This window comes from Bradyrhizobium jicamae (assembly GCF_018130695.1).
GTDB lineage: Bacteria > Pseudomonadota > Alphaproteobacteria > Rhizobiales > Xanthobacteraceae > Bradyrhizobium > Bradyrhizobium jicamae_B.
In genome coordinates this window covers 52,964-72,316 of sequence record NZ_JAFCJX010000009.1, presented here as the reverse complement: position 1 = coordinate 72,316, position 19,353 = coordinate 52,964, and the positions used below count along the sequence as shown (strand labels likewise).

Annotated in this window: 24 protein-coding genes and 2 tRNA genes; 11 read left to right on the top strand and 15 right to left on the bottom strand. The window is 65.1% G+C overall.

The features are described 5' to 3' along the window. Positions 1 to 15 precede the first annotated feature (15 nt). Positions 16 to 783, bottom strand: coding sequence for an ABC transporter substrate-binding protein (locus tag JQ604_RS14595; RefSeq protein ID WP_212358108.1), 768 nt, complete (start codon positions 781 to 783; stop codon positions 16 to 18). 164 nt (positions 784 to 947) lie between these two features. On the opposite strand from JQ604_RS14595, the gene JQ604_RS14590 reads away from it, so the two are divergent. Further along, positions 948 to 1,616 carry a helix-turn-helix domain-containing protein gene (locus tag JQ604_RS14590; protein ID WP_212358107.1) on the top strand — a complete coding sequence of 223 codons (669 nt, stop codon included), beginning with the start codon at positions 948 to 950 and terminating at the stop codon, positions 1,614 to 1,616. On the opposite strand, the gene JQ604_RS14585 is transcribed toward JQ604_RS14590, so the two are convergent. From JQ604_RS14585 to JQ604_RS14555, 7 genes are all read right to left on the bottom strand, one after another. After that, positions 1,613 to 2,611 carry an alpha/beta fold hydrolase gene (locus JQ604_RS14585; RefSeq protein ID WP_212358106.1) on the bottom strand — a complete coding sequence of 333 codons (999 nt, stop codon included), beginning with the start codon at positions 2,609 to 2,611 and terminating at the stop codon, positions 1,613 to 1,615. The genes JQ604_RS14590 and JQ604_RS14585 overlap by 4 nt on opposite strands. Further along, on the bottom strand, positions 2,608 to 2,841 hold the full coding sequence (locus tag JQ604_RS14580) for a hypothetical protein (RefSeq protein WP_349631103.1): 234 nt from the start codon (positions 2,839 to 2,841) through the stop codon (positions 2,608 to 2,610). The genes JQ604_RS14585 and JQ604_RS14580 overlap by 4 nt, the downstream gene beginning before the upstream one ends. Before the next feature lie 43 nt (positions 2,842 to 2,884). After that, positions 2,885 to 3,982: a hypothetical protein gene (locus JQ604_RS14575; RefSeq protein ID WP_212358104.1), complete on the bottom strand. Its 1,098-nt coding sequence runs from the start codon at positions 3,980 to 3,982 to the stop codon at positions 2,885 to 2,887. Next, on the bottom strand, positions 3,979 to 4,386 hold the full coding sequence (locus JQ604_RS14570; protein WP_212358103.1) for a DUF4383 domain-containing protein: 408 nt from the start codon (positions 4,384 to 4,386) through the stop codon (positions 3,979 to 3,981). Before JQ604_RS14570 ends, JQ604_RS14575 begins: the two co-directional genes overlap by 4 nt. A gap of 10 nt (positions 4,387 to 4,396) precedes the next feature. Continuing rightward, positions 4,397 to 5,779, bottom strand: coding sequence for an FAD-binding oxidoreductase (locus JQ604_RS14565; RefSeq protein WP_212358337.1), 1,383 nt, complete (start codon positions 5,777 to 5,779; stop codon positions 4,397 to 4,399). Between the two features lie 140 nt (positions 5,780 to 5,919). Then, a complete protein-coding gene (locus JQ604_RS14560; protein WP_212358102.1) occupies positions 5,920 to 6,576 on the bottom strand; it encodes a hypothetical protein in 657 nt (218 codons plus the stop codon). A 145-nt stretch (positions 6,577 to 6,721) separates the two neighbouring features. Further along, positions 6,722 to 8,260, bottom strand: coding sequence for an FAD-dependent oxidoreductase (locus tag JQ604_RS14555; RefSeq protein WP_212358101.1), 1,539 nt, complete (start codon positions 8,258 to 8,260; stop codon positions 6,722 to 6,724). A gap of 183 nt (positions 8,261 to 8,443) precedes the next feature. On the opposite strand from JQ604_RS14555, the gene JQ604_RS14550 reads away from it, so the two are divergent. Then, positions 8,444 to 9,349 carry an amino acid ABC transporter substrate-binding protein gene (locus JQ604_RS14550; RefSeq protein WP_212358100.1) on the top strand — a complete coding sequence of 302 codons (906 nt, stop codon included), beginning with the start codon at positions 8,444 to 8,446 and terminating at the stop codon, positions 9,347 to 9,349. A gap of 9 nt (positions 9,350 to 9,358) precedes the next feature. Here the strand turns inward: JQ604_RS14550 and JQ604_RS14545 are convergent, their stop codons facing one another. Together JQ604_RS14545 and JQ604_RS14540 are read right to left on the bottom strand one after the other, a co-directional pair. Further along, positions 9,359 to 10,126 (bottom strand): SDR family oxidoreductase, encoded by a 768-nt coding sequence (locus tag JQ604_RS14545; RefSeq protein ID WP_212358099.1) that lies wholly within the window; start codon positions 10,124 to 10,126, stop codon positions 9,359 to 9,361. A 377-nt stretch (positions 10,127 to 10,503) separates the two neighbouring features. Continuing rightward, positions 10,504 to 10,589, bottom strand: a tRNA-Tyr gene (locus JQ604_RS14540). Between the two features lie 205 nt (positions 10,590 to 10,794). On the opposite strand from JQ604_RS14540, the gene rlmB reads away from it, so the two are divergent. Further along, positions 10,795 to 11,622, top strand: a complete 828-nt coding sequence (rlmB, locus tag JQ604_RS14535; RefSeq protein ID WP_212358098.1) for a 23S rRNA (guanosine(2251)-2'-O)-methyltransferase RlmB — start codon at positions 10,795 to 10,797, stop codon at positions 11,620 to 11,622. A gap of 53 nt (positions 11,623 to 11,675) precedes the next feature. Here the strand turns inward: rlmB and JQ604_RS14530 are convergent, their stop codons facing one another. From JQ604_RS14530 to JQ604_RS14515, 4 genes are all read right to left on the bottom strand, one after another. Continuing rightward, positions 11,676 to 12,116 (bottom strand): hypothetical protein, encoded by a 441-nt coding sequence (locus JQ604_RS14530; protein WP_212358097.1) that lies wholly within the window; start codon positions 12,114 to 12,116, stop codon positions 11,676 to 11,678. 50 nt (positions 12,117 to 12,166) lie between these two features. Further along, on the bottom strand, positions 12,167 to 12,643 hold the full coding sequence (locus tag JQ604_RS14525) for a hypothetical protein (protein ID WP_212358336.1): 477 nt from the start codon (positions 12,641 to 12,643) through the stop codon (positions 12,167 to 12,169). Positions 12,644 to 12,965: 322 nt separating this feature from the next. After that, positions 12,966 to 13,661 (bottom strand): urease accessory protein, encoded by a 696-nt coding sequence (locus tag JQ604_RS14520; RefSeq protein ID WP_212358096.1) that lies wholly within the window; start codon positions 13,659 to 13,661, stop codon positions 12,966 to 12,968. Between the two features lie 130 nt (positions 13,662 to 13,791). After that, positions 13,792 to 14,508, bottom strand: a complete 717-nt coding sequence (locus tag JQ604_RS14515; protein ID WP_212358095.1) for a dienelactone hydrolase family protein — start codon at positions 14,506 to 14,508, stop codon at positions 13,792 to 13,794. A 126-nt stretch (positions 14,509 to 14,634) separates the two neighbouring features. On the opposite strand from JQ604_RS14515, the gene JQ604_RS14510 reads away from it, so the two are divergent. The 5 genes from JQ604_RS14510 (at position 14,635) to JQ604_RS14490 (ending at position 17,137) form a co-directional block, all read left to right on the top strand. Then, positions 14,635 to 15,048: a hypothetical protein gene (locus JQ604_RS14510; RefSeq protein ID WP_212358094.1), complete on the top strand. Its 414-nt coding sequence runs from the start codon at positions 14,635 to 14,637 to the stop codon at positions 15,046 to 15,048. A gap of 153 nt (positions 15,049 to 15,201) precedes the next feature. Continuing rightward, positions 15,202 to 15,276 (top strand) — tRNA-Thr (locus tag JQ604_RS14505). Between the two features lie 618 nt (positions 15,277 to 15,894). After that, positions 15,895 to 16,062, top strand: coding sequence for a hypothetical protein (locus tag JQ604_RS14500; protein ID WP_212358355.1), 168 nt, complete (start codon positions 15,895 to 15,897; stop codon positions 16,060 to 16,062). Beyond that, positions 16,059 to 16,295, top strand: coding sequence for a hypothetical protein (locus tag JQ604_RS14495; RefSeq protein WP_212358093.1), 237 nt, complete (start codon positions 16,059 to 16,061; stop codon positions 16,293 to 16,295). The genes JQ604_RS14500 and JQ604_RS14495 overlap by 4 nt, the downstream gene beginning before the upstream one ends. Positions 16,296 to 16,798: 503 nt before the next feature. Continuing rightward, a complete protein-coding gene (locus tag JQ604_RS14490; RefSeq protein ID WP_249158268.1) occupies positions 16,799 to 17,137 on the top strand; it encodes a hypothetical protein in 339 nt (112 codons plus the stop codon). Here the strand turns inward: JQ604_RS14490 and JQ604_RS14485 are convergent. After that, positions 17,125 to 17,556, bottom strand: coding sequence for a hypothetical protein (locus JQ604_RS14485; RefSeq protein ID WP_212358092.1), 432 nt, complete (start codon positions 17,554 to 17,556; stop codon positions 17,125 to 17,127). The two genes, JQ604_RS14490 and JQ604_RS14485, sit on opposite strands and share 13 nt — an antisense overlap. A gap of 98 nt (positions 17,557 to 17,654) precedes the next feature. Here JQ604_RS14485 and JQ604_RS14480 point away from each other — a divergent pair, with 98 nt between their 5' ends. From JQ604_RS14480 to JQ604_RS14470, 3 genes are all read left to right on the top strand, one after another. Beyond that, a complete protein-coding gene (locus tag JQ604_RS14480) occupies positions 17,655 to 17,816 on the top strand; it encodes a hypothetical protein (protein ID WP_212358091.1) in 162 nt (53 codons plus the stop codon). A 79-nt stretch (positions 17,817 to 17,895) separates the two neighbouring features. Beyond that, a complete protein-coding gene (locus tag JQ604_RS14475; RefSeq protein WP_212358090.1) occupies positions 17,896 to 18,075 on the top strand; it encodes a hypothetical protein in 180 nt (59 codons plus the stop codon). 346 nt (positions 18,076 to 18,421) lie between these two features. Beyond that, a complete protein-coding gene (locus tag JQ604_RS14470; RefSeq protein WP_212358354.1) occupies positions 18,422 to 18,982 on the top strand; it encodes a hypothetical protein in 561 nt (186 codons plus the stop codon). Positions 18,983 to 19,353: the final 371 nt, after the last annotated feature.

The following is a 19,353-nucleotide window of genomic DNA, read 5'->3' as shown; positions in this document are numbered from 1 at the left end:
CGTTCGCCGGGCATCTCAGGAGGCATCGGCCTTCTGGCCCCACTTCTCCAGGATCTTGCCGATCGTGCCGTCCTTCTTCAGCTTGGCGAGTGAGGTGTTGATCTTGGCCAGCAGTGCGCCGTCGGATTTGCGGACACCGATCGCGACGGTGCCGACGGTGACGGGCTTGTAGGAATCGACCAGCCGCACCTCGGCGAAATTGCCCTGCTTGAGGTTGTAGGCGAGGATCGGATAGTCGGCGAAGCCGGCCTTGAGGCGGCCCGCATTCACGTCGCGCAGGATGTCGGGAATGGTGTCGTAGACCTTCACCTCGGAAAACAGCCCGGTCTTCTTCAGCGCGTCGACGAAGGCGGTACCGACCTGGGCGCCGACGGTCTCGCCCTTCAAATCCTCCTGCGAGGCGTAGTTCTTGCTGTCGGCCTTCGGCACCACGAGGCCTTCGCCATAGGTGTAGACCGCGTCGGAGAAGTCGATCACCTCTTTCCGCGCAGCGGTGGCGAACATCGCGGCCGAGATGACGTCGATCTTGTTCGAGGTCAGCGACGGCACCAGCGCCGAGAACTGCATCGGCTCGATCTGCACGGTGAAGCCGGCGTCCTTGCCGATCTCGGTGATGAGATCGACCATGATGCCCTGGATGCTATTGGTCTTGGTGTCGAGGAAGGTGAAGGGAATGCCCGTCGGCGTCGAGCCGACCTTGACGACCTGCTGGGCCGACGCCGGCGCGCTGGCGGCAATGGCAAGCGCTGCGAACGCGGCCTGGACGAGACGCTGAAACGACATCGCAAACCCTCCTGTGATGCCGGTTCAGGCGCGCCCTGCTCATCCACTGCGACAAGAGGTTGCGGGCGGCGCCAATCCGGCCTATTTTCACCAATATGAAATTGTGGTCACGAAATCGCACGCGATGCAAGCGATTTTCATGCACATGAAGGAAGCGGCCTGACGTGAGCGGTGGCAAAAGAATACGCAAACCGGCCGGCGGCAGGCCAGCCAAGAAGCGCAAGGCCGCCGCCAAGCCGGCGGCGAAGCCCGCCGAGCCGGCGATGGATCTCGCCGTCGGCCGCCGCATCCGCGAGTTGCGCCGGACACGCGAGATGTCGCTGGAGACGATTGCTGATCGTACCGCGCTCTCGATCGGCTTCATCAGCCAGATCGAGCGCGGCCTCTCCTCCCCGTCGCTGCGCGTGCTCGCCACGCTCGCCGACGTGCTCGGTGTCGGCATCGCCGCGCTGTTCGGCGCGTCGCCAAGTGACAGCAACGGATCGAGCGGCGTCGTGACGCGTCAGCCGCAGCGTGCCGAGCTCAAACTGTGGCGCACCGGCATCTCAAAACAGCTGCTGAGCCCGGCCGGCGCCGACAACCGCCTCAACCTGTTCCTCGTGCATCTGGACCCCGGCGGCAGCACCGGCGACGAGCTGTACACCCATGACGGCGAAGAGGCCGGCCTGGTGCTCGAAGGCGAAATGATTCTGACGGTCGATGCCGAGACCTGGACGCTGCAGACGGGCGACAGCTTTCGCTTCGCGAGCCGCCGTCCGCACCGCTTCTCCAACCCGGACAAGGATGCAAAGGCCGTTGTGCTCTGGGTCAATTGCGTCACGCAGGCGGGTTAATTCTGTCCGACGCGTTGGCCTGCGGCCGATGCGACCTCACGGATCGCACCGATCAGCACCGCATTGAACGCAGCGGGATCCTCGATCTGTGGAATGTGTCCAACATCCTTCATCACGTGCAGCGACGCCGATGGGACCAGCGCGCGCAGATCATTGGCTTGCGCCAGCGGCGTGACGTCGTCGCGGTCGCCCCAAATCATCGCAACGGGCACCTTGATCTTCGAAACATCGGCGCGCGATGCGCTCAGCGCCGTGCGGTCGGAGCCCGCGAAATAGAGCAACCAGTCGGCGATACAGAGCGTGGTGCCGCCGACGCGCATCGGCGCCTTCAGGATATCGAGCGTCTCGTCGCTCGCCGCCTCCTGCCGGTAGATCAGTTTGGAGAGCAGGAAGCGCGTCGCCAGCGGATTGGTCGCCGTCGCCGACACCAGCAGCTCGCGCAACGGCGCAAGCTCGAGGATGGCCGGCGCGTCGGATGGTGGCTGCGTCAGACCGAGCGCCGCGTCGACAAGGACGAGCCCGATCACGCGATCCGGATGCTGCAGGACATATTCGAGTGCGGCCCCCGCGCCGAAGGAGTGGCCGACGATAACAGCGCGCCCTGCCCCGAGCGTCGTCATCATGCCGTCGATGCGCGCGGCCTGCTCGGAACGGGTGTAGCCGCCCCGCCGGTCGGAATAGCCGAACGGCGGCAGGTCCGGGGCGATAGGCCGATAGCCGTCGTTCTTCAGCGCAGCCGTCGTGCGCCACCACAATTTGCTCCAGGCGGCGGTGCCGTGAAAAAGCACCACGGGAATGCCGTTGGCCGGTCCGGGGTCCAACACGAACATCCGTCCATGGCCGCTCTCGACGAATTTGCCGTCAGCGGGTGCCGCCGCTGAGGCGGACTCGGATTCTCTCAGATGCGCCGCGACACGCAGCGCGCCAAGGCCCGCGACGACGACGCCGATGAGGATGACAAAGGCGCGCGCGATGCGGCGGAGCCAGCGCATCATCGGCGGCCACATCCGGCCGTCAGCACCGGCCAGACCAGCCAGGCGCCGTTCTGGTAGAGCGCCTTGACGGTGTCGGTGCTTCCCGTCCGCATCGCGAGGAAGCCGCGGCCGGAGGCGAGCAGATCGCCGTCGGCGCCGGCAAGCCGGCCGGGATCGCCGAATGCGACGACCACGGTTGGCGTCACGACCAGCGCAGCCGCTGCCATTCCGACGAACCAGACCGTGAGCACGGCCGCGGCTCCGCCGGCAAAGCGCAGAAGACGATGGCGTGCCCTAATAATCATAGGCGTGTTCGAATCTGGCTCCCTTCGCCTCGACCGCGGCCGGCAGCGCGGCCACGGCCGAAACCTCGGTATCATACCCCACTCTTCGCCATCCCGGCATCGACTGTACGTCGGTCTGAAAGATCGGCTTTGCGCCGTTCGCCGGCGGCAGGTTTCCGGGCGGAACCAGGACCGTCGTCAATATCCGGGTATTGCCGGCGATCTCGGCAAAGGCGAGACCTTTGGCGGCGAGCTCGCGGATGATCCCGGTGAACTCGCGGTAGCGCGGCGTGACCATCAGCACGCCCTGTCGCCCGTCGCTGGCGCGCACCTCGCGCGCGGATTTGATGCGGGCATCAGTCGGCAACCCCTGTGCCGACGGCGCCAGCACGACACTGCCGATCTCGAGATCGGCCGGCGACAGACCAGCGAGCGCCTCGATCCCCTTCGCATAGAGCGACTTGACGCCGTATTGCAGCGACAGCGAGAAGCGCCGCTCGATCGAACGCAGCGAAAACTCGAACGGCACGTCGTGCCAGAGCGCCGACAGCTTATCGGCAAAGGGATAGCGGTACCACGGCGTCTGCTCGAGGAACTTTGCGTAGTCGTCGAGCAGCGCCAGGTTGAAGTCATCCTCCTTGGTACGAACAGCGCCGCGCCAGGCAACCGTGAGCGCACCGATGGTGCGCTCATAGAGCCCCTGCACCGCCATCTCGGCCATGAAGCTCGAGCCGATGATGTAGTCCGTGATCATCTGGTCCTGCGTCGGCGGCCGCGCCAGCGAGGTCGACTTGCGCGCGCCGCACAGACTGGACCAGAAGCCGCCAATGCTGCCGAAGTAATCGAACGAGGATTCCGAGGACGCGCGCGTGACGCCCGCGAGATCGGAATAGGCGTAGACGATGTACCATTCCGGATAGGTCAGGAAGCTGTCGCCTTCCGCGCGCCTGTATTTGGCATCGTCGATGCCGAAGCCCGTGCCCGCGTTCGCAGCCGAGCTCTCGGGCTTGCAGCCATACTGGACGTTGAGGATCTGCCAGGCGCAGGCCACGACGAAGACGACAAGCGTCAGACCGATGACGGCCGCGATGCGCCGGAGCCACTTCATGCAAGGCTCTTTCGCGCCGAAAATCCGGTCGCGATGCCGAAGGCGCCGAGCACGAGATGCGGCACGCTGGAGGCGATCTTGACGAAGGTCGAGGTCGAACGGATACCGTCGATGAAGATGCTGAGGTCGAGATAGCCGGAGCCCGTGAACACGCCCATCACGCCGTCAAGGAAATACAGCGTCCCGAACACCTTCAGGAAGAAGATCGACGCCGAGCGCGAGATCAGCGCCGCTGCGAGCGCCCATGCCGCGGAGGCCAGATGCAGCGCGTCCTTGTAGATGTCGAGATGGAACAGGCCGAACACCCGCCCCTCTGCATCCATGAAGGCCGGGATGTAGTCGGTCGCCGCGGCAAACAGCAGCGCGGCTCCAAGCAGGCAGGCGGCCAGACGAGATCGGTCCATCATTCCATCCTCAGGCGAAATAGGCGTCCCACATCGTGTTGCGGAACACGAGCTGTGGGTCGAGCTTGCGTTTGGCAGCGACGAATTCTTCGGAGCGCGGATAGATCGACCGCACCTGGTCGCGCCGCGCATGCAGGCGGTACGGCAGATAGAACGCGCCGCCGAGGCCCTTGATGCCCTCGATCAGCGCCTCCGTCATCGTCATCATGTCGACCTCGCCCTCGGGGCTGATCTCCTGCGAGAACGACATCACCGCGGCGATGCGCTTCTGCGGCGCATAAGCGAGCACCGCAGTCGCGTCGGCATCGACATAGCGCAGGGTGACGTTGAGGAATTCGGCCTTCGCCTTCGGAATGACGGCGCGGCAGAGATCGACGAAGTCCTTGAACCGATCCGGCGGCACGAAATATTCGTGCAGGATATCGGTGCGGGTGCGATCGCCCGAGGCCAGATTGACCACCGGCTCGACCATCAGCGTGTTGCGCGTGGCGGCGCCTGCGATCGTCGGGCTGATCGAGGCTTCCATGAACCAACGGAAATCCTTGGCCCATTCGTGGCCGGTCTGCAGCCGGTAGACGTTGCGCGAGAAGCCGGTCAACGCGCCGTGATCGACCACGGCCGGCAGCGGCGACGGCTGTGTCGCGGCCGGGCGATAGGTGATCAGCAAGGCCTCGTCGAACAGGGCCTCGCGCGCGACCGAGAGCCGGCCATAAGCCATCTTGACCGCAGGATCGGTCTCGACCGCCTTGAGGAAGGCGTCGGCAAAGCGCGACGGGTCCATCCGGACATAGGTCGGTTCGAGCGACACATTTGGCACCATGTCGAGCTCGGCCTCGACGATGGCGCCGAACAGTCCGTAGCCGCCCATCGCCAGCGCGAACAGCTCGGCGTTCTTGCTGCGCGAGCATTCGACGAGTTGCCCGTCGGCCATCACGATCTTCACAGATCGAACCGTCGCGCCGAACGGGCCGTAGCGTGTCGGCCAGCCGTGTGAATTCACGCAGAAGGTCGAGCCGACGCCGAAGTCGCTGTTGGACTGCATCACCGCCGGCGAAAAACCCTGCGGATCGAGCGCGCGGATCACCTCGAACCAGCGCATGCCGGCGCCGACGCGATAGGTCATCGCGGCCTTGTCGAGCTCGATGTGGCCGCCGGTCAGCGTGATGGCGACGCCGTCCCTTGGAATTGATTGGCCGCCCATCGAGTGACGCGCCGTGCCGATCGCAAACGGACGTCCCTCCGCGGCCGCGGCGGCGATCTCCTGGCGAATACGGCCGACCACATCATCGGTCGGCGCCGCCTTCAACGCGATGTGCCGCGCCACCGAGGTCGGGTTGAGGCGGCTGGCATCGTTGATAACAGGCCTCGGAGCGAACTCGGCGCGGGCCGGCATCGCGCCCGTGACCGCCAGTGCCAGTCCTCCCTGGAGGACGGATCGTCGCGACAACGTCAATGAAATTCCTCGATCAGAATCGCCTCGGCCGATACTACCGGAAAAATCGCTCGCGCGGCGTGCCGAGGCCTCTGTTCCAATCAGGCGGAGGCCTGCGGCGCAAAGCGCCGCAGGGCGAAATGGGTCGGGATGAACGCGAGCAGCGGCAGGCCGATCATCAGCCCGGCGAGCCAGACCAGCGGCGGCACGAAGCTCTGTGGCGCCGTATCGCTCATGCCGAACACATAATTGATGTTGACCGGCGTCATGCCGGGATCAGGCCGCGGTCCGGGCATCACGAAGTAGCAGAGCAGCAGCAGCGCCCATGCCAGCACGCTCCAGTTCAGGAACGCGCGGCGGTCATAGCCGAGCCGCCAGACCAGATACAGCAGCAGGAACGGCAGCCAGCCATGGAAACCGGACAGGAAGCGCAGGAAGAACGAGTGCTCGGAGATGAACATGTAGTCGGTCATCCCGGTCGGCGACAGCCCGGCGAAATGCGCGAGATAGTCGACCACCCAGAACGCCTGCGGCAGCAGCAAACCGACCGCACACATCGAGATCAGCAGCGCGCTTTCGCTCCAGATCCCGATCAAGGTGAGGATCAGGCTGACGTCGCAGAAATAGAGGAAATTGGTCGGGCCGTACCAGTAGGTATAGACCGGCACCAGCACGGCCATGAAGGCGGTGAAACCGATCTTGACGGGAAGCGGGATGCGCCCGGACGACGGCGCGGCGGAAACGGCAGCAATGGACATGGCGGCAACCCTTTTCGAGGCAACCAGCCATCCCTACGCGTGATCAGGTAAACAGAGCTTACCTCCCGCAACCTTCAATTGAAGGCAATTCCGCCATTCGCCCCGATTTTGGTTAACGCCGGTAAACCCGGCGGCGACAGAGCCGTCACACCGTTCTGCCCTGCTCCATCGCAAGCTCGGCCTTCAGGCTGTCGACGTCCCGATAGATCGAGGCAACCGCCAGCACGCGGCCGTTCTGCTTGTAGCGCAACAGGCAATCCCGCCGCTTGATGTCGCCGTCGACCGCGATCTCGTCCCATTTCTCGGCGTGGCCGACATAGTTGATCGGGACGTCGTAATGCTGGCTCCAGAAGAACGGCACCGCATCGAATGCTTCACGCCCGCCGAGCATGTTGCGCGCGGCGGTCTGGCCCTGGCGTTCGGCGACCACCCAATGCTCGACGCGGATGGTCTCGCCCGAATGCGGATCGGGCCAGCGCGCGATGTCGCCGGCGGCGTAGATCCCGGGCGCGCTGGTTTCGAGCTGCGCATTCACCGCGACGCCGCGATCGATCCTCAAGCCCGCCTGCTCGGCCAATGTCAGCCGCGGACGCACGCCGACGCCGACCACTACCAGGTCCGCCTCCAGCGTTCCGCCACTCTTCAACGTCGCTCTCTTGCCGTCGATCGCGGTCACGGTGTCGCCGAGATGGAAGATCACGCCGTGCTCTTCGTGCAGGTTGCGCACGAAGTCGCCCATGTCGGGGCCGAGGATACGTTCCATCGGCCGCGCCTCGGGCGCGACGACGTGAACCTCGATGTCGCGGGCACGCAGGGATGCGGCGACCTCGAGGCCAATGAAGCTCGCGCCGATCACGATCGCACGCCGCGCATCCCCGGCAGCGGCGATGATGGCGCGGCTGTCGGCGAGCGAGCGCAGGATATGAACATGAGGCTGATCGGCACCGGGGATCGGCAGCCGCACCGGCTCGGCGCCGGTCGCGAGCAGCAGGCGGTCATAGGGCACAGTCTTGCCGCCGGCGAGCACGACCTGGCTTGCCTTGGTGTCAACAGCGGTGACGTCGGTTGCCAACCGCAGATCGATCTTCGCATCGGGATAGAATTCTTCCGGCCGCAGCGGCACCCATTCCTCCGGCGCGCTGCCGGCGAGATAATCCTTCGACAGATTGGGACGATCGACCGGCGCCGCCGCATCATTGCTGAGCATCGTGATGCCGCCTTCAAACCCTTCCCGCCGCAGCATCTCGGCCGCGGCAAAACCCGCGGCGCCGCCGCCGACGATGACCATGCGCTTCGGCGCGTTGGCTGGGGCTTTCTTCGGTGCCGCCTGCTCCTGCTTCTTGCTGACGACGATGCGGCCGTCCTTCTGCTCGACAGCCCAGACCGCGAGCGACGACAGCGCCGGTGCACGCGTGGCCTCACCGGTGCGCAGATCGAAACAGGCGTGATGCCAGGGGCAGCGGACGGTCTCACCGACCACGAGCCCATCGGCGAGCGGGCCGTGGTAATGGCTGCAATAGGCATCGATGGCGAATATCTGCGCACCCCTGCGCACCAGCAGCACGTCGTCCTCGCCGACATGGCCGAGCAGCATGTCGTCCTTGAAATCGCCGGCGTTGACGCCCTGGGTGAGATCGGGACCGGCAGGCGCTTTTTTCTCGTCAGCCTTTTTCTCGTCAGCCATGGCGGCGTCCTCCCTTGCGAGAAGCCCCTCAGCCATCAAACCACGCCGCAGCGATCCGTTCCATCGCAAAGCGGTCACTCATAAAATTCCGCGATAGCTCCTAGAAGCAAGTGCTGATATCGCGCGCGGACCGGATCGGCTAAGACCAGTGCCACCGTCCCTTCTCCCAAATGGAGTGTCCCGATGCGACTGCCTGCGATCATGATTGCGGCTGCCCTGACTACATTTTCCGCACAGGCGGCCGAGCTCACGGGCACGCTGGCGAAGGTCAAGGAGACCAACAAGATCATCCTGGGCATCCAGGAGGCCGCGGTCCCCTTCAGCTATCTCGACAACGACCAGAAGGTGATCGGCTATGCCGTCGACATCTGCATGAAGATCGTCGATGCGGTGAAGCGCGAGATCAACGTCTCCAACATCGCGGTCGAGACGCTGCCGGTCACCTCCTCCAACCGCATCCCGCTGATGGTGAACGGCACCGTCGATCTGGTCTGCTCCTCGATGACCAACAATGCCGAGCGGCAGCGTCAGGTGTCCTTCACCAACTCGCATTTCCTGTCGGCGACGCGCTTTGCCGCGCGCAAGGCCGACAACATCACCACCATCGATCAGCTGAAGGGCAAGACCGTCGTTGCGGTCGCGGGCTCGACCAACATGGTGCAGCTCAACCAGGTCAACACCGCGCGCAACCTCGGCATCACCGCGGTGCCTGCCAAGGATCAGGCCGAAGCGTTCCTGATGCTGGAGACCGGACGCGCCGCGGCTTACGCGCTCGACGACGTCCAGCTTGCGGTGGCGATCGCGCGATCCAGGGATCCCGCTGCCTACATGATCAGCGAGGAAGCCTTCTCCAAGGCCGAGCCTTTCGGGATCATGCTGCGGAAGGACGATGCGCCGTTCAAGGCCGTGGCCGACCGCGCCACATCAGCACTCTATGGCAGCCCCGAGATCGAGACGCTCTACAAGAAATGGTTCGAGCAGCCGGTTCCGCCGAACGGCCTCAACTTCAAGGTTCCGATGTCGGCCGTGCTGCGCAATGCCTTCGCGCACCCTTCCGACAATCCGGATCCCGCAAGCTACGAGCGCTGATGCGGCGAGTTACAGGCTGACGGTGATCCCGCCGTCGACATAGAGCGTGTGGCCGTTGACGAAGGACGAGCCGTTGCCGGACAGGAATACGGCGGCGGCGATCAGCTCGTCGACATTGCCCCAGCGGCCGGCCGGCGTGCGCTTTTCCAGCCACGCCGAGAATTCGGGATTGTCGACCAGCGCCTGGTTCAGCGGCGTCTTGAAATAGCCCGGCGCGATCGCGTTGATCTGCAGGCCGTGTTTGGCCCAATCCGTGCACATGCCCCGCGTCAGGTTCTTGATCGCGCCCTTGGTCGCGGTGTAGGGCGCAATGCCCGGCCGCGCCAGCTCGCTCTGCACCGAAGCGATGTTGATGATCTTGCCCTTGCCGCGCGCAATCATGTGGCGTGCCACGGCTTGGCCAACATAGAAGGCGCTGGAGACGTTGGTGCGGAACAGTTCCTCCCACTTCTCGGCCGGAAAATCTTCGAGCGGCGAGCGAAACTGCATGCCGGCATTGTTGACGAGGATGTCGATCGCGCCGATCGCCTGTTCGACCTGCGCAACGCCGTCGCGGACCGAGTCCGGCGCGGTGACGTCGAAGCCGGCGACAGCGACCTCGTGCCCGGCGCTCTTCAAGCTTGCCGCTGCAGCGTCGAGCTTGGCGCGGTCACGGCCGTTGAGCACGACGGCAGCGCCATGCTCGGCCAGGCCCCGCGCGATCGCGAGGCCAATGCCCTGCGACGATCCCGTGACGAGAGCGCGCTTGCCGGCGAGGTTGAACAGTTCGAATGCCACAGGAGTTCTCCGCGCGTAGTGGGAATGGTTGTTTGTGACGCTGGCCGGCCCGATGCGCAAGGACGGTGCTGCAAGTGGGGCGATACGGATATTGTATGGCAACAGTCCGTCTTCGCTTTCGCTTCGCTCAAGCTACGGACACCTACGTGCCTTGCCTTAGCCCGCCTACGCCCTTTGGGCTTCGGCGCGGCAGCCTTCGCTCACTTCGCTACGAGAGATTTTGCCGGGCTTGCCGAGCCGTAGCTCGCGAAGCGAGCGAACCGCTGTTCCCTTGAATTTACGTTGTGTGGCTTGCCTAGCCGTAGCTCGCGGCCCCGGCCCGCCTTCGCCCGTTGGGCTACGGCGTGGCAGCCTTCTCTCGCTTCGCGAGCGAAGGCTGGTGGGGGAGGCAGGACTCGAACCTGCGAAGTCATAAGACGGCTGATTTACAGTCAGCTCCCTTTGCCACTCGGGACACTCCCCCGTCCAACAGCGCCAGACCGGCCGCGCGAGTGGCGGCGGACCGGGTCATCGAGATGACGCTGATAACCGCGGGGCCGGGATCGGCCTGCGCGGTCGGGCGCGTTTATGGGCGAAGCGCCCCCCTGAAGTCAACCAAGGGACGGTCAATTTGGCATGCTTTTGCGGACCAAATTGCCATATCCCGGAACCCGTGACACAAGCCTCACATGAATGATCGCGACCGCAAACCAGATTTCCGCCGAAACAGGCCTAAACCCTTCCAAAAAGGGCAGAAATTCGGCCGCGCGCCGGCCCGGCGGGACCGCGACGGCGGCGGCGACGCGCCGGTGATTCTCTATGGCTGGCACTCGGTGTCGATGGCGCTTGCCAACCCACAGCGCCGGATCCGCAAGCTTTACCTCACCGAGAACGCCGCCAAGCGGCTGGCGGACGAAAACATCGAGACCCGCGTCACCCCGGAGATCGTCCGCCCCAGCGCAATCGACCAGCGGCTCGGCCCCGACGCGGTCCATCAGGGCCTGCTGGCGGAGGCCGAGCCCCTGCCCTCACCCGACATCGATACGCTGGACCCGGACGGCATCGTGCTGGTGCTCGACCAGATCACCGACCCGCACAATGTCGGTGCCATCCTGCGCTCGGCAGCAGCGTTCGCAGTGAAGGCGATCGTGACGACCGCCCGGCACAGCCCGGAGGCGACCGGCGTGCTGGCAAAATCAGCCTCCGGCGCGCTGGAGCTGGTGCCCATGGTCACCGTGCAAAATCTGGCGCGCGCGCTGACCGAGCTGAACGACCGCGGCTTTCAGACCGTCGGCCTCGATAGCCAGGGTTCGGAGAATCTGGCGCAGGTGGAGTTGCAGCAGCCGCTGGCGCTGGTGCTCGGCGCCGAAGGCAAGGGCCTGCGCCAATTGACCCGCGAGACCTGCCGCACCGTCGCGCGCCTCGACATGCCCGGCGAGATCAAGAGCCTCAACGTGTCGAATGCCGCCGTGCTGGCGCTCTACATCGGCGCGAGCCGGCTGGGGCTGATGAAGTAGAAAACGCCCGCTCGCTGTCGCGAACGGGCGCTCCAGATCTTAGCGCGTCTGGATCAGTAGTAGCGGCGCAGCACGCGGTGGCCGTAGTGGTACGCTGCCGGGCCGTAGGCGCGGCGCGGGGCGTAGCCGTACCGGTAGCCGACGCGCGGACGATGATAGTAGCTCGTGCGCGGATACCACGGACGATAGTGGTGATGGCGATAGCCGTAGCCGTAATACGGGCGGGTCAGCGTCGGCTCGTAGACCGGACGCGGCGCCCAGTTGCCCGGGCCGGTGTAGGTCGGGCCCTGGTTGACGTAGTAATACTGCTGCACCGGGTCGGGCAGACGCTCGACGGCCCAGCCGCCACCGCCGCAGGGGTTGCAGCCGGAATTGACGTAGCCGTAGTTCACGATCGGCGCCGAATAGCCGCACGGGCTGTAGCCGCACGCCATCGCGGGCGCAGCTGCGGTCATCGCAACGGCTGCGACCATTCCTGCAATCATCTTACGCATTACACTCTCCTGTTGGGTCTCTTGTCGTCGTTTCTTGCTTCGTGAAAACTTCAGCGCGGGCGTGGACGCGGCGGGCGTGGACGCGGCGGGCGCGGACCGGGCGTGCGGTTGTTGATCTCAGGCGCGTAGATCACCGCGGGCGGGTCGACCGGCGGCGTGGATTGCGCCGGCAGTGGCGCCGATTGCGACGACCATGATTGATAATAGCTCTCGGCCGGCTGCGGCAGCCGACGCTTGGCCGGCGGCTCGATCTCGAGGCGGCCGTAGCCCGGCATCTGGCCGGCGCTCGGATAGTAGTGGCCGACATTCGGCGGGCCATCGATGTAGCGGCCGCCATAGATGGTCGGCTGCACCTGCTCATTGCGGCCAAGGCCCCACTCGCCCTCGATCGCGGCGTAGGAGGCATCGATGCCGTTGATGATGATGGGAACGCCCGGACGGTTGGGCACGACGATGTCGAAACCGCCGCCCGCAAGGGCCTGCGCGCTCATCGCTGTCAAAAACGCCAATGCAACGCCAATGCGCATTGTCACCCGAAGCCCCGGTTGGTCCGACTGCAACCTAATCCAACGCGTGCACGCATGGGTTAAGGAGGTCGGCCTAACTGCCGGTAAGCCTAACGCGCAAGGTGGCGCGCTCACTCAACTGCGAGGCAATGGCATCAGGAAGCGTTAACGGCTGTGGCGGGGCTTTTCAGACCCTCATGGTGAGGAGCGCGAAGCGCGTCTCCGGACGATGCTTCGCATTCGCCGGGCGAACCATGAGGCCCCAATGGGGCCGCATCCTTCGAGACGCCCGCTTCGCGGGCTCCTCAGGATGAGGGTCTGGACGTTGACGGACGCGGTGAGGTCAAGCGAACGCGTTCTCGATGATCGCGTGAATGCCGATCGCGATCGTGATGAGGCCGACGGCGGCCTGCAGGCCATGATTGGCCCAGGTCAGCCAGCGCGCCGAGGCCGCGAGCGGCACCGCGATCACGCTCGATAGCGCGCCCATGCCGATCATCGAGCCGACGCCGAACAGCGCGACATAGCCGAGCCCGATCGCAGGATTCGGCGCCTGCGTCACCGTCAGCACCAGGAGCGCTGCCGATCCCGCCATGCCGTGCATCAATCCGACCAGCAACGTGCGCCAGCGGAAGCCGTGGCTATGCGCATGCGCGGCGCGGGCATGCGGCACGGTTTCGCCCGCATGGCTGTGCGCATGAAAATGCTGGGTGCCGTCGGCATGACCATGGCGATGAAAATGAATGCGGTCGCGCCACAGGCGCCACAGCACATGCGCACCGAGGCCGACCAGCATGATTCCAACAGCGGTCTCGATCGGCTGCGAGATGGTCTCGGGGATCGCGCGTCCCAGCAGGATCGCAGCGCCCGCGAATACGAACAGGGTCAGCGTGTGGCCAAGCCCCCAGGTCAGGCCATGCTTGACGATGTCGCCAACCTGGCTGCGCCGCGCCGCGATGCTGGACACCGCCGCGATGTGATCGGGCTCCAGCGCATGCTGCATGCCGAGCAGAAAACCAAGCCCCAGAATTCCGAACATCAATCCCCTGCCCGCGTGATCAGAGCATGATCCGGACCCGGAGGGCCGCGTTAGCGCAAAGTGCGCAGCGGTTTTCCGATAAGATCATGCTCAAAACGTAGAGCCATCAAACACCAGATCGAGGCACTTGTCAGGCCAGCACTTCGGCAAGCAGCCCATGCATTGCGGCCCAGGAGCGGCGATCGGACTGCACATTGTAGAGCGCGGTGCGCATCATCGAGCCGTCGGCGGCCGGATTGGCAAAGCCGTGCAGCGTGTTGCCGTAGGAGACCACCTGCCAGTCGGCGACCCCAGCCGCACGCATCTCGTCCGCGAACGCCGCGACCTGGTCCGGCGGCGCCAGCGGATCCTCGGCGCCTGTCAGCACCAGCACGCTCGCCTTCACCGCGCCCGCGGCCGCCGGCAATTTCGTCGTGAGCACGCCGTGAAAGCTGACGGCCGCCCTGATGTCGGCGCCGTCGCGCGCGAGCTCGAGCACCACCGAGCCGCCAAAGCAGTAACCGATCGCCACGCATCTGCCGGCATCGACCTCCGGCAGCGCCGACAGCGTTTCCAGCGCCGCGCGCGCTCGTGCCCGCAAAACCAAAGGCTCGGCACGCAAGCCACCAACGACGGTCGCGACCTCCTGCAGATTGGTGGCCTGTCGCCGCGCGCCGAACATGTCGGCGGCGAGCGCGACATAACCGGCCTCCGCAAGCTTGCGCGCGCGCTCCATCGCAAACGCGCCGAGCCCGAGTCCCTCGTGAAACACCAGCACGCCGGGCCGCGTGCCGCCGGCCGCGTTGAACGCGAGATAGCCGCGCAGATCCGCGTCCCCGCAGCGGTAGTCGACGTCGCGCGTCTGCATGCAATCTCTCGCTGTCAATCCAAATGCGCGCGGAACTTCACACTGGTTTGAATGAAGCACAAGCCGGAATCGGAACCTCGCGTCACGCGGGCGCTTAGGCTCCTCATCATCTGCAGGAGAAGCCTCATGACACCCCTCAAGATTCTCGGCGCCGCCGCGTTGCTTGCATCTGCCTTCGCGAGCCCCGCGATCGCGCAGGCCGTGATCGAAGACCCCGCCTATTGCGCGAACTTCTACCCGAATGCCAATTGCCAGAACTACGGCCCGGGCAATCCCTACACCGGCCGCTATCAGCACCGCGTCTACAGGCACGATCGCGCCTGGCGCGACAGCTACAACAGGTATGACCCCGGCCCTTTCGCCCCCGCCGCGGCCGCCGCTGACACCGCCGGCGCCATCGTCGGCGGCGCCATCGGCACCGCGGCTGCGGTCGCCACCGCCCCGATCGGCGGCGAGGCATATGCGAAGCAGAACGGTTTTGTGTGCACCCCCGGCACCTGGTTCCGCGGCACCGACAACCTCATGCATCCGTGCCAATAGGCCTGAGCAGCGGGACTGAAAAGGCGATGCAAGACATCGAAAAGGCGGCCCCGGAGCCGCCTTTTTTGGGCCTGTTCAACGCTGGAGGCATCCCTCCTGGTTCTGGCCCTTGCGATCCAAGTCTGCTATGCGAGCGGCCGATCCCAAGAGGTCGCCGGCTTAGCTCAGCGGTAGAGCAGCGGTTTTGTAAACCGAAGGTCGGGGGTTCAATCCCCTCAGCCGGCACCAGGAATATCCGCTATATCGGCCAAGGGCCCTACTCGAACATCCGCACCGACATGACATCGCGCGGAGGCCGCCTCAGTCGGTCCTTCTTGCTCTCGTCCCATCGTGACTCAGGCCATAACATCCGAGCCGCAACGGATTGAGAATTTGCGTGACCGCGGGCGTGCTCTGACGGTGCATGCGAGCTCGCCGGCTCAGCCGCCAAACGAGGCTAATCCTCTTCGAGTTCGGGAACATTCCACAATAAGAACGCCATGAGGATGAGACCTGGAGTCCAAGCCAGCATGGCCCCAAGTGCCAACGTCTGCACTGTTGTCATGATTCGCCCCGGGATTGTTCCTACCCTGAATCCTCGTAACTCGGCGCGCCGGCGCTGGACAGCGGCCTTTGAGACTACCCACCGAAAAATGTTCTTGAGATGAAACGCCCTGCCCCAATGCCGCCATGTTTGGCAGCGCCGCGGCGACCCAATATCCCGCCGGCCTCGGCGAATGATGACGCGGCCGATGGGTCACGCAGGCTCGGCCCGTTCCATTGAGCGTTCGGATTCAACGATGCAGCGCCGACGATTTGCTGCGCCGCCTTAGGGAACCTCCCCCGCCTTCCGCCATTATCCCTCCCATGAAGATGGCCAAGGCAATCCGCCGCCAGGCGGACACGGCGGAGCGGGTCGCGGCGACGACGGCGGACGCCCGTGTGGCTGACCAGATGCGCTCGCTGGCGCAGGCGTTCAGGAGCCAGGCCGACATCCTGAAAAAGAAACAGCAGAAAAAGAAGAAAGAGAGATGAGTTTTGCGATCCGGGCCAAGAGCAGGCACGGCGAGCTGGTCCACCGCAGGAAGACCGCCGATGCCGCGCTGAAGGAAGCGCGCGAGATGTCGCGCAGTGGATGCTACGACGTCACCATCACGACGCCCGAAGGGCGCGAGTATCACTCGTCGGAATTCTCGGACCTGCCGCGGTCGCGCGCCGCCGAGCGGTCTGCCGGGCCCGGCCGAGCGATCTCACGCCTGTCGCGATAACCAGACCGTGATGCGCGGCGGTGCGACAAATGGAACCCGACCTTGAACGCGAAGCGACGGCCACAGACAAACCGTTCGCTGGGGATTTCAGGGCCCAGCATTCAAGGCAGCGCCGCGCGACGAAGATACTCCGTCGACGCGGCGCTGTTGCTTTTTGCGGATACAACCTTAAGTTAGTGTCTAACAGTTGACGGCTCACGCCCTAGAATCCCCAGTCCGTCAGCTGGGAAAGCCCCGCATCCAGCCTGCGGGGCTTTCCGTTTTTTGGCGCGCGCGATTCGCCGGAACGCGATAAACGTCATCGCGCTCTAGCTTCTTGTTTAGGCATGCTCTTTTCGGAAAACCGCTCCACACTTTTCCGGATCATGCCTGGTCTCCGTGCGGCGATGGGCCGCGACGGCGCCCGTCCTGTTTCCGCCGGGAACCCGATCTGTTATCCCACGTTACAGTTCGGCAATCGGGAGGAGAGACACGTGATTCTGCGCATGGCGGCACTGGTATTGATGGCAGCGGCACCCTTGTCGGCCGCGACGGCCCAGGATGCCACCGTCCACCAGATCCAATTTCGCGGCAGCCCGGGCGGCGGATGCCCGGATGGCTACGACTTCAACTTCTCGGACGGCCGCTGCTATCCCAACGGCTACCGCGCCCCCGGCACCTATCGGGCGGATCCCTATGCCGATGACTACCGGCGGGAGCGCGGCTATGAGCGCGGCTATGGAGGTCGCGGCTACTACCGCGGCGACGGCTACGGCGCCTGCCCGGACGGCTGGGATTTCAACTACGATCGTGGCCGCTGCTATCCGCAGGGCCGTCGTCCGCCCGGCACCTACGCGCGCTGATCGGCGGCGATAGATTCGGCCGCGACGACCCGGGTCCCCGGTGCCGTCGCGTTCCTCACCAGGCGTAGCGCACGATAATCGGCGCCGGCCACCGTGCCGAACACACGGCTGGTGGTCGCGCTCGAGCCGAGCACGGTGTTGGCGTCGGTGGTCTGCGATCCGCCGAAGGCCGCCGCCCACACGCTCCAGCGCGGGTCGTAGTTGCGCGCGATCGGCGCCTTGTCATACAGCGCGGCAAAGGCATCGCGCGCGGTGCCAGTTCTGTTCGAAGCCCCCTCCGCCGCTGCCGAAATTGCAGGCGACACAGGCATTTGCGCCGATCTTTTCAGTTGAGATGTCGCTTCACGCCGCGTGATGTCGCTGCAGTCCAGGCGCCGCGCGTCGATCACGATGTCCGAGGCCGCCGTCGGCGGGCTCATTCGGCGCCAACCTCGCATGAACATGCGCGCTGCGTATCCAATTGTTGCTGTTCGTGCCGGCCAAAGCGGTGTACGCTTGTAGCGGGTGGATGCAGCCAATGACCTACTTGATCCTAGCGCGGGACGGCACCAGCCAGATTGTCCTGAAGCGCGACAGCGAGGACGCTGCCGAGAAGAAGGCGCGCGAGCTGAAGGATATGGGCTGGTTCGAGGTCGAGATTCGCGAAGACAAGCACGGCGACAGCCCCGCCGCTGCGTAAAGTCCTCACGAACGCGTCAATCATCTGCCGACCGATGAACCTTTGATGACCGGACCAAACTCACCTGATGAGGTGACACATGTCCGACACTGCCCACTACCGCTTCCAATCCGATCAGGCGAAACGGCTGGCCCGCCAGGTCACCGATGCCACCGTCCGTGAGAAGCTGCTCGAAATGGCCGAGGAATACGGCCGCTATGCCGACCTGATCGAAGCCCGTACCGCCGAACGGATGAGCGCCGAGGCCCTTACCCATTAGGCGAATTCCCCCGGGGAACGATCGCCGGGCTCCCGCGGTTCTCGGGGTATGAGCGCCCCTGAAGACAACCGGAATGTGACTCTGCTGGGCGGCATCACGCTGGTCTGCGCCGCCGTCGCCGGCATCGCCTGGCCCATGCCGCCAACCCAACCGACCTCCGGGGCGTCGGTACCCCCGTTCGTCCCCAACACCAATCCGCGCGAGCGTTAACCCTATCCCGCCCGCTTTCGGTGTCACCCAGATGTCACCGGGCCGGCAAAACGCGCGTCGCCGTCAACCATCATGATCGCAGCCGCTTGATTTCGTGGGATTCCTTTGCTGAAATCCTGAAACATTCAGGTGCGCCATGAAATGGATGAAGGAACGCGATCTCCTGATCGCGCAAACGATGGCTTTCGTGCAGTCGGTGACGGGCAAGCGGCCCGACTTCGATACCCTCCCGGCTACCTCCGTTGCGGCTGCTTCCGGCACGCCTGTCTCCATCGCGCCCGTGCCGCCGGCGGCCGCGCTCATCCCGTCTGCGGCGGCCCTCAAGCCTGACGACGCCGTCACCCCGCCGCCTGCCGTGATCGCGGCAGCCATCATTGCCGCCCCGTCCAGCCCGCCACCGGTCAGCCCGCCACAGTTGACCCCAGTGGTCGCGATCGAAGTCCCGCCGGCCCCTGTCGCCGCCGCGCCCGCCCCCATCGGCGAGGCGCCGCCGCCCGCCCCGGCCCAGCCGGCAAAGTTTGCAAAGCTCGATATCCGCGGCGACTTCCAGTCCGAGGTCCGCGCCCGCGTCGCCAATTTCCGCGCCAACCAGGCACGCTTCCTGAAGGAGCGCGAGGACTATTGCAGCTCCACCATGGACAAGGTCCGCGCCGCGCTCCGCGACGGCACCGACCTGCCGCGGTCTTCGGGCAAGTAACGCGGCCCGCTGCGCGGGCAAATGTCGAACCCACTCTTCCGGATGTTCATGCGGATGTTGATGCGGCTGCCGTTGTCGAAACAACAGCAGCCGACGCCGTTCAGCCCTTCATCGGCTTGCAAGGACCAGATTGCCGGCGGGCGCCAGGCCCTACGATGCCGCCAACACCCGTCATGTTACTGCCACCCGTGACCTTGCGTGCCTTGCCTGGACCACAGGACACGTAGACCACCTGCCCCGGCTCAAGCGCGCCAGGCGGCGGTTCACTCGGCAGTACGGTTTGGGCGGATGCGGCTTCAGCAAACAGCAACAGCGCGGCAGCGATGCCGATTGATCTCAGGGGCGTCATTCCAATCTCCACTAATGAACAG